Source organism: Alteromonas sp. P256, assembly GCF_036864455.1.
GTDB lineage: Bacteria > Pseudomonadota > Gammaproteobacteria > Enterobacterales > Alteromonadaceae > Alteromonas.
On the sequence record NZ_JAZETM010000003.1, the window covers coordinates 39,949 to 54,799 of the forward strand.

Here is a 14,851-nt window from a genome sequence, read left to right on the forward strand (position 1 = left end):
GAGTAGATACTTCGCTCAGGGCGCCTTTGTTTATGAACCCCATAAGAACACACTATTCCTTGGCTTTTGCGGTAAGTAAGTTACATAAAAGTTTAGTGCGAAAAAGCGACAAAATTGTCAGCGTTGACACATTTTGCAACATTTTCAACGGTCTATTGGCAGCAAAACGCGATAGTTTACAAAACAACCTTTTTGATATGTTCCATACTAGGTCTTAACGCTTCAGTTAGTAAAAAAATGAATTCTAATAAAGTAGTGCGCAAAGCCTACATCGTAACGATAAAAAATAGTTAGACAGGAAACTCTATGAAATTCAATAAAATAAACCAAGCGCTGATAATCGCTTTATTGAGCACGTCTGCAATAAACCATAATGTCTATGCTCAAGACGAAAATAAAGAGTCGATTTCAGAGGCCAAAGAAGAAATCAAAAAAGAAATTAAGGAAGAAATTAAAGACGAGAGCGCTGAAGAACAAACCCTTGCTCAAAGCCTAGAAGATAAAATTGCTTACGATGGCTATCTGCCTGTGTATCAAGACAGCGAAGACGGCACTGCGCTGATGATTATCGATGAAGCTAAACTGAATAAGCCATTTTTATACTTTGCCAATACTGTTGAAGGTGTGGTGGATGCAGGGCATTTTCGCGGCGGCTTTCGCCAACATCGCCTCATTGAAATGCGTCGCGTGTTCGACCGTATTGAAATTGTGGCAATGACACCTCGCTATTATTTCGACCCTGACAACGCCATAAGCAAAGCCGCCAATGCTAATACCAGCGAGGCCGTGCTGGTATCCACTAAAATTGTGAATGAGGAAGACGGTCGCATAGCCATAAAGCTAGAAGACGTGGTGAAAAATCAAAAGCTTCACCGCGTAGCGCCAATGCCGTCATCAAGACCAGAAGCAGAGAAAAAACGCTTTAAGTTAGGTAAGCTTAGCGATGACAAAACTAAAATTGCTGCCATCGATAATTTCCCCGCAAACACCCACATCGTAGTGGATTACGTTTTTGAAAATGACACCCCAAAGGTACGTGGCGGCAATTATATTACCGACCCTCGCTACACCACAATTAGTTTGCAACATGCTTTTATTGAACTGCCTGATAACAATTTTGCATCCCGTAGAGACGACCCAAGAATTGGTTATTTTGGTAAGCAATTTGACGATTTAACTACCGATCAAACCTTTATCGGTCGCGATGTAATAAACCGCTGGCATTTAGAAAAGAAAGACCCGAGCGCAGCTGTATCAGACCCCGTTGAGCCCATAGTATGGTGGATTGAAAATACAACCCCAGTAGAGTGGCGAGACACTATCCGTAATGCAACATTAAGTTGGAATTCGGCGTTTGAGAAAGCCGGTATAAGTAATGCTATCGAAGTGCGTATTCAACCTGATGATGCGGATTGGAAAGCAGAAGATGTTCGTTACAACGTGCTGCGCTGGACCTCATCGCCAAGACCCCCATTTGGCGGTTACGGTCCAAGCGTTGCAAACCCGTTAACGGGACAAATTATTGCCTCGGATATCATGCTGGAATACAGCTTTATGAAAGGTCGCTGGATTGCAGGAGAAATGTTTACCGACGGCGCTAGCTCTCTTTCATCGCAAATGCCCTCGTCGTTAGGTGATGATGCCGCGCAATACTGTTCATTAGGTCACGAACTCAATGCTGGACTGCTTTTCGGTGAATATGCGTCACTGGCAAAAGGGATGGGCGATATTGAAAAAGACAAGCTTCTTAGGCAAGCCATGCACTACCTAATTTTGCATGAAGTGGGTCATACCCTAGGGCTTAATCACAACATGAAAGCGTCTCAGCTACATGGGCATGATGAAGCCCATGACGCGTCGGTTACACAAGGTATTTTGGCAGGCTCAGTGATGGATTACCCTTCTGTTAACTTTGCGCCTGATGGCGTTACGCAAGGCGACTTTTACACAGAAAAGCCCGGGCCTTATGATGATTGGGCAATTGAATACGGTTATTCTACTGCGCTAGCAGACCCAGAAGCCGAAGAGAAGCGACTGCAGGCTATTTTGTCACGCAGCGCAGAACCAGAGCTGGCGTTCGGTAACGATGCTGATGACATGCGAGCACCAGGACGTCATCTCGACCCACGAATCAATATCTTTGATATGTCGGGCGATGCAGTTGAATACGCGCGAGACCGATTTGGTCTTATTAAATCAACCGCCACAGAAATTAAAGACAAAACCCTCGCTGACAACCGTTCGCACAACGACCTCGCGGTGGGTGTTAACGCCGTATTTGGTGAGTTTGCACGCCAGGCTAGTGTTGTTTCTCGTTATGTAGGCGGTGTCTATGTAGACCGCACGTTTGTGGGGCAAGAAGGGTATGAACAGCCCTTTACGCCAGTCCCTAAGGCGTTACAGCAGCGCGCTATGCAAACGCTAAACGAGTTTGTGTTTGCGCCTAATGCTATCGAAACCATGGAGCCGCTATTTGCTTACATCCAGCGTCAGCGTCGCGGTTTCGACAATATGGGGAAAAACGAAGATCCTAAGCCACACAAAATGCTGTTAGGGGCACAAAAGAATGTGCTTACCCATTTACTTCACCCTGCTGTTCAAATGCGTATGAGTGATACTGCGCTTTATGGCAACGAGTACAGTCTTGAGCAAATGATGGGAGAGCTCACAAAAGGAATTTTTGAGGCTGATATTAAGCGTGACGTAAATAGCTACCGCCGAAACCTGCAAACGGAATATGTAGAGCAATTGATTAAAATTAGTGGTTTAGAAAAAGCCAGCAACTACGATCATTTAGCCAAAGCAGCTGCGCTCTACGAGCTAAATAGGATTAGTGATTTAGTCGATAACTCACGGGGTGATAGAGCGAGTAAGGTTCATAAATTCTACCTTACCGATCGCATTGAAAGAGCATTTCATAAGAGTAGATCGTAGCCTTACTTAAGGTTACCGACGCTTTTAAAATAGTTTTTTACAAGCTAACCAAAGCCGTCACTATCATTTGTTAGTGCCGGCTTTTTAGTATCTTGGGATACAGCAATCTTCTACACATGTTAGTTAATGATGTGGTTTAGCTGATTTGTACTTCACTTTTTGTGAAACTTCGCGATCTTTTTTTCTGAAGATAGTGATGTGCCAGCCCCAATGTAGCGAGCCCAACCTAAGAGAAATGGTTGTAATAAGAGAACCTAAAATACACCATATGTAGCTTATGTCTTGGCTAAATAAGGCGGCATAGACTAGACCGCCCGCCAAACACGCTGACGCGTAAGGTTCGTTTCGCATTACCGATGGCACTTCCCGACATATAACATCACGGATCAGGCTGCCAAATATTCCGGTAGTAATACCCATTGTAATGGCAACCACCAGCCCCGAACCGCTAATGAGTGCTTTTTCGATACCCATAATATTAAAGATGGCCATGCCGATAGCATCTACCACCAAAAAATAGTAATTGTTGACGGAGGGGAGGTAGCGGATAAGCAAAACCGTAGCAATAATGGCAGCGTAGGTTGAGTATAAATAATCCGGCGTTTCAATCCAAAATATAGGCTTGCTCAGCAAAATATCTCGTAGTGTGCCGCCACCCAGTGCGGTAACAGTGGCAACCACTACAACGCCAAAGCCACTGATATTTTTTTCGTAGCCAAGCAATGCGCCTGCTACTGCAAAAAATGCCACACCAATTAAGCCAAGCACTAAAAAATATTCTGCTGTCATTTAACATCCTTTTATAAGTGTGTTTCGATGAGCAGCTAATGCAATTTCTATGCTCTACTTGGCGTGAGCGGGTCCGCAAACGTCACATTCTGTCGTATCGGGTAGCTGCCAGCGTTGCCACTCGTGCTCTAGGGCGTCAAACGTCATTAAAGTGTTAAATGGTATTGTGTCAAATTGCATGAGTACCTGCATAGCAAGTAAAGACTGGTAGGTGCCCACAATATTCGCGACGGGTGAAAATATTCCCGACTCTACACAGCTCAAATCTGGCGCCGTAAATAGCTGGCGTAAACATCCATAGCAGCGGCTCTTGCCGGGAATGGCAACAAATAGCTGTCCTTCAAAGCGAATAGCAGCGCCTGATACTAAGGGCGTACCTTCGGAATAGCAAAGCTTGTTAATTAGGTCTCTAGCTGTGGCGTTGTCGGTACAATCAAGTACCACATCACAGGAGGTCACTAGGCTTTTATGATCTTCGCCAAACGCTTCATTAATGGCATGAATTTCACAGTCGGTATTCATTTGCATAAGTTGCTGTTGCGCGGCGTGTACCTTACTTTTTGAGACATCAACTTCAGAAAAGAGCGTTTGGCGATGAAGGTTGGTTAATTCTACGCTGTCGAAATCAATAAGGGTGAGGGTGCCAACACCACTTGCACAGAGATTCATGGCTGCGGCGTTACCAAGGCCGCCCATACCCACAATAAGCACTTTTGCATTTAACAGCGCCTCTTGCCCGTCTAAATCCACACTTGGCAGTACAATATGGCGGTTGTAGCGCATCGCTTGTTGGTCAGTCAGGTCTCTGAGTCGTGTTTTACGCATAGGTTAAGTCAACTTAAGTATTGAATTCATGGGGTACACCCTTATACAGTGTCTACTCACAAAAATTTGTGCTGGTTTCACGGAAGTTTATACTTTATCAAAGCCAGACACGATGTCGCATAGCAAATTAGGAATTTATATGTCTGCTGTCAGCCAGCCGCTCAATATTGCCGTACTCACTATTTCAGATACCCGATCTCTTGATAACGACAAGTCTGGAGATTATTTAACTCAGGCATTGACTGATGCAGGGCACAACCTTGCTGCTAGAGAGCTAGTAAAAGACGATATTTACCAGCAAAGAGCCGTAGTGTCCTCTTGGATTGCAAATAGTAACATTCATAGCATACTCATAACTGGCGGTACCGGCTTTACCCACAGAGACTCCACGCCAGAGGCGATTAGCGTATTGTTCGACAAAGAGGTTGATGGTTTTGGAGAGTTATTCCGCCAGCTAAGCTATGAAGAAATTGGCACATCGACTATTCAATCTAGAGCTGTCGCTGGCTTTGCTAACAACACGGTGATTTTTTGTTTGCCAGGCTCTACAGGTGCATGTAGAACTGGGTGGGAGCGAATTATTGCTAGCCAGTTAGATGTGGATTTTAAACCATGTAACTTCGTTAAACACTTGGTGAACCTGTGAATACGGGAACAGGCTTGGGCGGGAAAACAGCCCTGAGCGGGAAAACAGCATGAGCGAATTTTCGGGTAAATTCAGCCACATCGATGCCGGTGGTCAGGCAAACATGGTTGATGTAAGTGATAAAAGCGTAACAAAAAGAGAAGCAACTGCAGAGGGCTTTCTCTATGTTAGCGACAGTGTTATCCAGCAAATAAGCGAAGCCAAAATAGCGAAAGGTGATGTATTTGCAGTGGCAAGAATTGCCGGTATTCAAGGCGCGAAACGGTGCAGCGATTTGATCCCCCTTTGCCATCCACTGGCGTTATCTAAAGTAGACGTGAATTTTGAGGTTCAGCCCGAAGAAAAGCGTATACGAGCTACCTGTTACTGCAAGCTAAGCGGTAAAACAGGTGTGGAAATGGAAGCGTTGACCGGCGTGAATGTGGCGCTACTCACCTTATTTGATATGTGCAAGGCCATCGACCCTTCAATGCATATGGAAGGAGTGCGTGTGCTTGAAAAGAAAGGCGGAAAAACGGGCCACTGGACTAACAGCGAAGTGAGCAGTGAATTGAGCAGTGAAGTAAGTCAACAGTGACACATGCCGATAACGTCACAATAGGCGTCAGTAAAGCGCGCATACATTCATTTAGCATAGGAACAGCATGCAGATAACGGTGAAAACATTCGCACAAACCCGTGAAATTTCTAAAACGCCCACCTTGAGTATCGATGTTGTTGTCGATAGCGATACGGAGGCGACAATTGCCCACGTTATAGCGCAGTTAAGAGAGTTAGACAGAAACTGGGCTCTTGCATTGGAAGGCAGCATTTTAACGGCTAAAAACCAGCAGTTGTGTGACATCAGTACCGTGTTGAGCCCGGGCGATGAAGTTGCTTTTTTTCCTCCTGTTACCGGGGGCTGAAGATGTTTGCCTACATTCAAGAGCAAGACTTCGACCAGGGCGAATTATATGCTCAGTTGCAATCACAGGCTTCTGCTAAAACGATAGGTAATACGGGCGCTATCGTCACATTTACCGGCTTAGTGAGAGACTTTAACAACGGTGGTGATATTGACGGTATTGAGCTAGAGCATTATCCAGGCATGACTGAAAAAGCGCTGTCTACTTTGATAGGTAAAGCGATAGAGCGCTTTTCACTTACCAATGCCGGTGCGGTGCATCGAGTAGGCCGTATTTATAATAACGAGCAAATTGTTTGGGTGGGCTGCGCCGCTGCGCACAGGCAGGCAGCATTTGATGGCGCATGCTTTTTAATGGACATGCTCAAACAATCGGTTCCCTTGTGGAAAAAAGAGTTTAAAGGCGACAATTCCACGTGGGTTGAAGCAAAGGGTTCGGATGACGCTGCTGCGCTAAAGTGGATGTCTGAGCGTTGAGGGCAGTAACGCGTTTACTCACATTATTGATAACAGCACTTTTGTTACTTTCAAGCTCCGTAATGGCCACCATGAAAAGTGCGCAAAATTTTTCAAATGTTTTTCACGATCATTATGCAAAGTCACCACGGCTTAACATTGCGGTTGCGGCAAATTTCGCGAAGCCTTTAGCGGCAATTGCATCTGATTTCACTGCTACTACCGGCATCGAAGTATCCATAACAACGTCATCAAGCGGAACCCTTTACGCGCAAATTTTTCACGGCGCGAGCTTTGACGTTTTTCTCTCTGCAGACACAGCAAGACCCGCCATGCTAGCGAAGAACAACCTTATTCATCCCGATAACGTGACAGCCTTTGCCCGGGGCCGACTGGCCCTAATTACACCCAATGCCAGTACAGAGACGAAAATAGCGCTTGAACGTTTTATCGCAGAAACCAGCGGTAAGTTTGCTATTGCCAACCCTAAATTAGCGCCTTATGGGCTGGCTGCACAGCAAGTTTTACGCAACACGTCATTGTGGAATGCCTTTAAAGATAGGCTAGTAAAAGGGAAGAATGTGCTGCAAGCGTATCAGTACGTGATTACAGGCAATGTAAAAGGTGCGTTAGTCGCATACTCTACAGTGCTTGCCGAAGGTGAGGGTAATAGTGGCAGTCACAGTGAGAATGAGAGCCTTGAGAGTGTATCAGCGCCAACATCAGGTACAATTTTCAAAAAAACAGCTGACTTCGATAGAACAGGTAGCTCTTATAGATCAACTGGCTCGCATCAAACAATGTACTGGTCTCTTATTGATGAAAGCCTACACGCTCCCATAGTGCAATCGTTAGCCATTAACGACAACGATGCCGCTGCCTTAAGCCCAAATATTTTTGATTCGATAAATGGCGTGGATGAGGTAATAAATACTGAATCGTTAGCCCACATCAAACCGGCGAGTCTTTTTGTGCAGTATTTACTGTCTTCGTCAGTGCAATCATCACTGAGTGATTGGGGGTATGAAGGTGTAATGAGTCATCATCACACTCATGCTCGCGCTACACATCACATTGGCAAAATGGTTGCTAATTCATGGGGTATGTAGATGCCGATATGGTGAATGCTGAAATGTTAAATACTGTCATACTCACGTTTAAGCTAGCGTTAGTCACCAGTGTCTTATTGTTGATTATAGTTATGCCCCTTGCCTGGTTTTTGGCGAACTGGCAACACAAGGCAAAATCATTGGTTCTGTCTGTGTTGGCATTGCCGCTGGTACTGCCACCCACCGTGCTTGGCTTCTATTTGCTCATCGCGTTCTCACCCCAAAGTGCGCTGGGGCAGTGGTGGTTGGCATTAACAGGCAGTACATTGGTATTTAGCTTTCAGGGGCTTGTGCTTGGCTCGTTAATATATTCACTGCCCTTTGCCCTTCAGCCTTTATACAGTGGGTTCGTGCAGCTAGATAAACGGTATCTTGAGGTAGCGAGCTCTCTTGGTTTTTCACGGCTAGAAAGTTTTTATCGTATCGTGCTGCCTCTTTGCAAAGCACCAATCATGGTGGCATTTGGGCTTAGCTTTGCTCATACCGTAGGTGAATTTGGGGTGGTACTCATGATTGGTGGCAACATACCGGGTGAAACCCAGGTACTTTCCATTGCACTTTATGAGCACGTTGAAGCACTAGAGTATGAGCGTGCCCATGTGATGTCCTTTGTACTACTTGTGTTTTCCTTTATTGTGTTAGCGATACTCTATCGCTTCAATAGTGGCGTAGACCCCTCAAGTGGTACTAGAAATATAGACCTGGAGCGTAAACGATGAGTGTGGCGTTTGAGGTATTGCTTCCAAGCAGAATAGAAGGCCGGGTTGAACTGCGTGCTTCCTCGTCATTTATCGGCATCACTGGTCCATCCGGTGCGGGTAAAAGCAGCTTGTTGCGCTGCATAGCAGGTTTTGAAAAAGGCGCGTTAACCCAGGCTAAATGGAGCAATGTTTCGCCAAAAATTGGTATTGTATTCCAACAGCCCTTATTGTTCCCTCATGTGAATGTGGAGGGCAATTTACAGCTTGCAACCCGTCATGCCAGTGAGCATGCTATTTCCATTAATGAGGCGATAAAAGGGTGTCACTGCGAGCACCTACTGTCAAAACCCATTGCGACCTTGTCTGGCGGTGAAGCCCAGCGGGTGGCTATTGCAAGGGCATTAGTCAACGGGCCTCAGATTCTGCTGCTCGACGAATCACTCAGCGCGATAGATGCTGTAACCAGACGGCACATTTACGTTTTTTTACGCCAATTGTGCGCGGTATCGAAACTTATATGCTTTGTTGTTTCCCATGACATTGATGAGCTTTTGTTATTGAGTGACGAGATAATTTACATTTCTGATGGGAAAATAAAAGCCGTAGGCAATGTAGATAGCGTTGTTCCCTATATGCACCAAGGCGGGGCTATACATGCCCCTTCGTCCATACTCAATGGCGTTGTTGAATGTAAGGCTGAAGCAGCGTTAGACAGCCACTCTGAAGAGAGTACTCACACAAACGCTGGAAAGACTACCCGTCCTGAGCAAGAGATGCTTAATGAAAACGCCGCTGATGTTGAAGAAAAAGATCAGAATACGGTGTATCAAGTCATTGTTAGCGGGCAGCGGCTGTACGTCTCCCAAAAATCGCTCATTGCAGCAAGATGCAGTGTAGCAAGGGCTAATGTCGCAAGGGCTTATGTCGCAAGCTTCAGTGAGTGTGAACCTAATCAAGCAGATAAAAACGAGATTGATAATTCGCTATCCGCTGGCGGCCAGGTGCGATTAGCGGTAAAAGCAAGTGAAGTCAGTATCGATACAAATACGGCAGCAATGACTGAAAATTCCACATCAAGCATATTGAATTCGCTTAACTGTGTGATAGAAGATATTACCCATTTCGACAATTATAAGAGCGGTCGAGTGTTGCTTAATCTTCGTATTATCAACCAGAATGACATGAGCGAGAACGAGCAAACAGTACTGTATGCGGTTATCAGTACGCTATCAGCAAGTCGCCTTCAACTCGCTAAAAATATGCCCGTAATTGCGCGCTTCAAATTGCTTTAGAAAAGCGGGTCATATTTTTAGTCGAGTCTACATAAGCATCGAAGGTTGCACAAATGGCACGAATAAAGATTCTTGCACTTTCTGGCACCACTATTCCTTTATTCATATGCAGCACAAGGCCATCTTTTTGCAGCGGTCGCAGCGCGTCGAGCTCGATGGCAAAATAGTCGTCAAAAGTAATGCCGTATTTACCCTCAATAGCGTCTTTCGTCAGCGATAGATTGCACATAAGGCTTGATATTACATCTCTTCGAATAAGGTCATCGTTAGAAAGTGACAACCCGATAACGGCAGCGGGCCTGTGGTTATTAAGTTGCTCGTAATAGTCTTTTAATTGCTTTGGGTTTTGTGCAAAGGCGTTCCCTACAGTGCTAATAGCAGACACGCCAAAGCCTACTAAATCTGCATCTCCTTTTGTGGTGTAGCCTTGAAAGTTGCGATGCAGTTGGCCTGCGTTTTTTGCCTTAGCGAGTGGGTCTGCTTTTTTAGCGAAATGATCAAGGCCAATCATTTCATAGCCAATTTTTTCAAATTCAGTTACCGCAATATTGTAAAGCACTGCTTTTTGTTCTGCATTTGGCAAACTGTTTTCACCGAATTTACGCTGCGCGGCAAACCGTTCTGGCAGATGCGCATAGCTAAACAGCGAGATTCTGTCGGGTGACATGGCTTTCGTGGCTGCTATTGTGGTTCTAAACGTGTCTTCGCTTTGATGAGGTAGGCCATAGATAAGGTCTAAGTTAATAGAGCTAAAACCTAAATTTCTTGCCTCAAATACTAAGTTGGCGATGTGAAGCGTGCTTTGAACTCGATTTATTGTTTGCTGAACTTGGTAATCGGTATCCTGTAATCCAAAGCTTAAGCGGTTATAGCCGAGCTCTCTCAAATTCTTTAAGTAGGGAACGTCCACGTTTCGCGGGTCTAGTTCAATGGCTATTTCTGCTTGAGCATCAAAGGTAATGTACTTTTTTAACATTGTCATTAAAGTGGCTTGCTGTTGCTCACTTAAAAAACTAGGAGAGCCGCCGCCTAGGTGAAGCGACACAGCCTGTCGTTCTGCTAACAGATGTGACTTGCTTAATAGCTCTTTTTCGATGTAGTCGAGATATTCGTCTGCTTTGCTGTTGTGCCTAGTCACAATTTTATTGCATCCGCAGTAGTAGCAAAGTGTCTGACAAAATGGGATGTGCACATAAATACTTAAAGCTTCAGCCTGTGTGTTTTTATTTGCAATATGAAGTATGTCATTGTTTACTGGAGCGAAGTTAAGCGCAGTGGGGTAAGACGTATAGCGCGGTGCATGTTTTGCGTATTTTGCTATTGTAGTTAGGTCTACCTCGCTTGCTGGCCCTATAATTTGATTTATATTTTGGTTTTTATTCGGGCTTAGGGCTTGCGGGCTTACAACTTGGCTTACATCATTTGCGGCCATGACATTTCTTCTTTTACCGATGAGAGAAAACTAACAGTATGTTATCAATACAAGGAAGGCGGTGAGTTGATCTGGTTCAATGTTTTGGCGCTTAATATTGGCTTGCTAGTCATTTTGCCAATTATCATATTTCAGGCTATATGGGTTCGTAAGAAAACCCTTCGCTTACCAGAGCCATCGGGTGCGCGAGAGCTTAAAAGCGAACCTTCAGACCACAAGCCCAAAGGTAAGCAAATACCCTTTAACGTACTGGTGATAGGTGACTCAGCAGCAGCTGGCGTTGGCGTAAGTACGCAATCTGATGCGCTAACTGGTAAGCTGTACCATGCGCTATCGCAATCACTCGGCGAGTCTTTCGCAGTGTCTATCACCCTTCATGCCCGCACGGGGCTAGCGAGTAGCGATCTCATTACATTGCTTAAGCATGAGCAAAGCTGCCGGTATCAGGTGGTTGTCGTTTCCATTGGGGTGAATGATGTAACAAGATTCACAAATTTAACAACATGGCGCAATAATCTTCGACAAATTCATCGTTTTTTGCTGCACAAATTTTTATGTAAGCAATCTCAACAAGCCCTAGTTATTTATTCTGCGGTTCCACCCATGCATGCGTTTCCCGCCATCCCTCAACCATTGCGCTTTATGCTGGGACAAAGAGCGTCATTGCTCAATCGCGTATTAGCAAGTTCCATAGGCATATTGCCCTTTAGTAGGCTACTTCAGCTTAATGTATTTAATGTGAAGGGCGAAGCGATAGCTGAACTGATGGCTGAAGACGGTTTCCATCCTTCGAGTGATGGGTATGCATTGTGGGCTGACCAGATTGTTACGCTTGTTAAAAAAGAGCAAAACAGGGTTGTTGAGGGCGAAAACAGGCGAGCTCACTAAAAGGCCGAATGAGTAAAGTGATCTACACGTCTTGGTCTACATAGCAATAATTATTCTATTTACACATCTATGACGTGTAAATAGCGCTGTGCACTTGCAGGAGGGTTATCACATGCCGTACCTTGAATTATTGAAGTGTCGTGAATTTTAAGGGAGGAAAAATGCAAACAATTACAATTGATATGGTGTCTGACGTTGTGTGCCCTTGGTGTATTGTGGGCTACAAGCGGTTGCAACAGGCAATAAAACAACTCGATAACATCAATGTAGAGGTGAAGTTTCATCCCTTCGAGCTTAATCCCGCGATGCCTGAAGAAGGGCAGAACTTGCGTGAGCACGTTATAGAAAAGTACGGTATTACTCCAGCACAAAGCAGTGAAAACAGGCAGCGCCTCATCGATGTTGGTAAAACAATTGGTTTTGAGTTTAATCTTGCCGATGACGCTACCATGCAAAATACCTTCAAGGCCCATCAGATTATTCATTATGCCGACGAGATGGGCTTAGCGGTTCCCATGAAAATGCGTTTGTTTGAAGCCTATTTTACGGAAGGAAAAGATATCAATAATACAGATATTCTTATTCAGGAGGGCAGCAGCATTGGTCTTGATGTTCAAACCATTAAAGACGTACTTGCCGACGAGCGTTACAGCGATTCGGTGAGGCAACTAGAAACGGCATGGATGCAACGCGGAATTCAAAGCGTTCCGACGTTTGTCATTGGCAATCAGGGCGTAGCAGGCGCACAAGACCCCGAAACCCTAGCCGCTTTCATCAAAGAGGCGGCCGGCGCGAGTCAATAGCGAATGAGGGTTTAAGCCTTATCACCCTTTTCCTGAGAGTGTGGCTGAGCAAAAATAAGATAGTCATCTGGCGCCGCTATTTTATTTTGCTTAGCGTTGTACATCGCGATATCCGCAAGCTTTATTAGTGTATTGATATCTCGGCTCATACGGGGGTAAAACGCAACGCCAACGCTCATAGTTATAACGGTAGGTGTAATTTCGCTATTAAAGTAAAACGGCTTCTTAATGGCATCATTCACTTTTGATATGGCCGTTCTCACAGACTCTTCGTCTTCGGCTTGCAACAGCAAAACAAACTCATCCCCCCCCCAGCGAATTGCCATGTCATTTTTGCGGATCTTATCCCTAAGTTGCTCAGATACAAAAATAAGCACTTTATCGCCTGCGTCGTGCCCATAAATATCGTTCACCGCTTTAAATCCGTTCAAATCTATTAACGCAAGTGCAAAGTGATGGTCCTTATTGATCAGCTTTGAAATCAGCTTTTCACCGCCATTACGATTGTAAATTCCGGTCAGTGAGTCAAAGTCGGCTTGCAGAGCCAGCATCTGTAATTCATGTTTTCGGCTTGATATATCGTTCAAGGTCAATTGATAAAAACGCTCGCCATCTTCAGTGATCAATGGGCTGGCAATTAATTGAACCCAAATGACATTCTTATTCGCCGACTTCAGTTTGAATTCGCCCGTTGCAAACTCATTGCGAGAAAATGACTCCAGTAGCGTTCCTTTCATGGCGGAAGGATTTTCAAACAGCTCGCCCAACAACTCGCCGTAATCCGACTTTGCCTCTATACCTATTCTCTCAACTAAATCGGTAAACGCCTTATTGTTAAGTTCAATGGTGCCAGTTTCAGTCATTAGCACCGTTGCCGATTTTGCATTTTCAAACAGCATCCTAAAACGCTTTTCTAAAAACTCAATTTCTTCTCTTAATTGCCTTTCTTGTGAAAACTGCTCTTCAACCTTTCTTAACAATTGGTTGGTGTCGTTCACCAACGTACCAATTTCACTGCGAGAGTGGTAGTCAGGTACATCAATGCGCTGTGCGGTGCCAGGTGTAATCTCATGAAGCGAACGCCCCACGCGAAGCATGGGAGCAATAATTATGTAGTAAGCGATAAACAAGGCAACAATACAGACCACCAAAGCTTCAGCGTAAAGCGCATAGCTATTATCGGTACTTATTTTTTTGGCTTGTTGGATAATGTGGTCAAAGTTTGGGTATACATTGACTTCAGCAACGGATTCTTCCGAAATAAAGGGGTTTCGCACTGCAAACACACGGGGCTCTGTGTCTCGGTTTATGGCTTCATTTACGTTTTGCTGATAATACAAAGCGTCGCTTTTAATAGAGGCAGCAAGAATCTTTTCACTTTTTACCAAACCATTAATCGCTTCTTTGGCGAGGTCTTCATCTTCCAAAAAAGCGGCTATGGAAGCGGTTGCACTTACGGTACGGTAGAGCTCTTCGATGTCATGGTTCGCCTCACTTATTTCATTCTCGTAAGTCACGCGATAAAAAAACTCGGCCGTGGTTAACACTACCACCATAGCCGCAGCAATTAAAATTAATGACAGTCGAAAGCCCAATCCATGAATATTAATCAAAGCGATACACAACCTTCATTTTGTCAGTCACATTCGACTCATAAATATAAGCTAAGGCAGACTCATCGTCTTCTAAACGTCTTTTAACATCATTAACGGTTTGTTCTATTGCCGGTGGCTTCACACGTCCTGAAAACTTTAACCTAGACCAGTAGGCGTTTACCCGCGCAAGGGGCAAACCCACTAATGCTTGATAAAATTGCGATTTAAGTTTTTCATCTAATTCAACATCGATAGGCGTTGCTTGTTCACCATTTGGAAACGCAGAATATTTACCCATAAACAAATTAATTAGACCTTTTTTATCCAACACGTGAATATCATTATTGTGATTTGTGACAACCACTATCTTACTTGGCACATTCTCAGCGACATAAGCAAAACAATGAACACTCTTAAGTGCGAGAATCGTTGCAATCGCAATAAAGCGGAGGCGATATAGATTCATCTGTTTGCCCC

The 14,851-nt window shown here is 44.7% G+C and carries 15 protein-coding genes; 10 read left to right on the plus strand and 5 right to left on the minus strand.

Annotation, left to right across the window (positions count from 1 at the left end):
• The first annotated feature begins 306 nt into the window (after positions 1–306).
• Positions 307–2,934 carry a zinc-dependent metalloprotease gene (locus V7R39_RS05820; RefSeq protein ID WP_334029217.1) on the plus strand — a complete coding sequence of 876 codons (2,628 nt, stop codon included), beginning with the start codon at positions 307–309 and terminating at the stop codon, positions 2,932–2,934.
• Positions 2,935–3,057: 123 nt separating this feature from the next.
• On the opposite strand, the gene V7R39_RS05825 is transcribed toward V7R39_RS05820, so the two are convergent.
• Together V7R39_RS05825 and V7R39_RS05830 are read right to left on the minus strand one after the other, a co-directional pair.
• Positions 3,058–3,723, minus strand: coding sequence for a trimeric intracellular cation channel family protein (locus tag V7R39_RS05825; protein ID WP_334029219.1), 666 nt, complete (start codon positions 3,721–3,723; stop codon positions 3,058–3,060).
• A 54-nt stretch (positions 3,724–3,777) separates the two neighbouring features.
• Positions 3,778–4,548, minus strand: coding sequence for a HesA/MoeB/ThiF family protein (locus V7R39_RS05830; RefSeq protein WP_334029222.1), 771 nt, complete (start codon positions 4,546–4,548; stop codon positions 3,778–3,780).
• Positions 4,549–4,687: 139 nt separating this feature from the next.
• On the opposite strand from V7R39_RS05830, the gene moaB reads away from it, so the two are divergent.
• The 7 genes from moaB (at position 4,688) to V7R39_RS05865 (ending at position 9,656) form a co-directional block, all read left to right on the plus strand.
• Positions 4,688–5,194 (plus strand): molybdenum cofactor biosynthesis protein B, encoded by a 507-nt coding sequence (gene moaB / locus V7R39_RS05835; RefSeq protein ID WP_334029224.1) that lies wholly within the window; start codon positions 4,688–4,690, stop codon positions 5,192–5,194.
• Positions 5,195–5,243: 49 nt separating this feature from the next.
• Positions 5,244–5,771, plus strand: a complete 528-nt coding sequence (gene moaC / locus V7R39_RS05840) for a cyclic pyranopterin monophosphate synthase MoaC (RefSeq protein ID WP_334029226.1) — start codon at positions 5,244–5,246, stop codon at positions 5,769–5,771.
• 67 nt (positions 5,772–5,838) lie between these two features.
• Positions 5,839–6,099, plus strand: coding sequence for a MoaD/ThiS family protein (locus V7R39_RS05845; protein WP_334029228.1), 261 nt, complete (start codon positions 5,839–5,841; stop codon positions 6,097–6,099).
• Between the two features lie 2 nt (positions 6,100–6,101).
• Positions 6,102–6,575, plus strand: coding sequence for a molybdenum cofactor biosynthesis protein MoaE (locus V7R39_RS05850; protein ID WP_334029230.1), 474 nt, complete (start codon positions 6,102–6,104; stop codon positions 6,573–6,575).
• A 62-nt stretch (positions 6,576–6,637) separates the two neighbouring features.
• Positions 6,638–7,663 carry a molybdate ABC transporter substrate-binding protein gene (gene modA, locus V7R39_RS05855; RefSeq protein ID WP_334029233.1) on the plus strand — a complete coding sequence of 342 codons (1,026 nt, stop codon included), beginning with the start codon at positions 6,638–6,640 and terminating at the stop codon, positions 7,661–7,663.
• Positions 7,651–8,382, plus strand: a complete 732-nt coding sequence (gene modB / locus V7R39_RS05860; protein WP_334029235.1) for a molybdate ABC transporter permease subunit — start codon at positions 7,651–7,653, stop codon at positions 8,380–8,382. The genes modA and modB overlap by 13 nt, the downstream gene beginning before the upstream one ends.
• Positions 8,379–9,656 (plus strand): ATP-binding cassette domain-containing protein, encoded by a 1,278-nt coding sequence (locus V7R39_RS05865; RefSeq protein WP_334029238.1) that lies wholly within the window; start codon positions 8,379–8,381, stop codon positions 9,654–9,656. Before modB ends, V7R39_RS05865 begins: the two co-directional genes overlap by 4 nt.
• On the opposite strand, the gene hemN is transcribed toward V7R39_RS05865, so the two are convergent.
• Positions 9,643–11,088, minus strand: coding sequence for an oxygen-independent coproporphyrinogen III oxidase (gene hemN, locus V7R39_RS05870; RefSeq protein WP_334029241.1), 1,446 nt, complete (start codon positions 11,086–11,088; stop codon positions 9,643–9,645). The genes V7R39_RS05865 and hemN overlap by 14 nt on opposite strands.
• Between hemN and V7R39_RS05875 the strand changes: the two genes are divergently transcribed.
• Together V7R39_RS05875 and V7R39_RS05880 are read left to right on the plus strand one after the other, a co-directional pair.
• Positions 11,065–11,976: an SGNH/GDSL hydrolase family protein gene (locus tag V7R39_RS05875; RefSeq protein ID WP_334029244.1), complete on the plus strand. Its 912-nt coding sequence runs from the start codon at positions 11,065–11,067 to the stop codon at positions 11,974–11,976. The genes hemN and V7R39_RS05875 overlap by 24 nt on opposite strands.
• 161 nt (positions 11,977–12,137) lie before the next feature.
• On the plus strand, positions 12,138–12,779 hold the full coding sequence (locus V7R39_RS05880) for a DsbA family oxidoreductase (RefSeq protein ID WP_334029246.1): 642 nt from the start codon (positions 12,138–12,140) through the stop codon (positions 12,777–12,779).
• A gap of 11 nt (positions 12,780–12,790) precedes the next feature.
• On the opposite strand, the gene V7R39_RS05885 is transcribed toward V7R39_RS05880, so the two are convergent.
• Entirely contained in the window at positions 12,791–14,392 is a 1,602-nt protein-coding gene (locus V7R39_RS05885) for a GGDEF domain-containing protein (protein WP_334029248.1), read from the minus strand.
• Positions 14,385–14,840: a hypothetical protein gene (locus tag V7R39_RS05890; protein ID WP_334029251.1), complete on the minus strand. Its 456-nt coding sequence runs from the start codon at positions 14,838–14,840 to the stop codon at positions 14,385–14,387. Before V7R39_RS05890 ends, V7R39_RS05885 begins: the two co-directional genes overlap by 8 nt.
• Positions 14,841–14,851 lie beyond the last annotated feature (11 nt).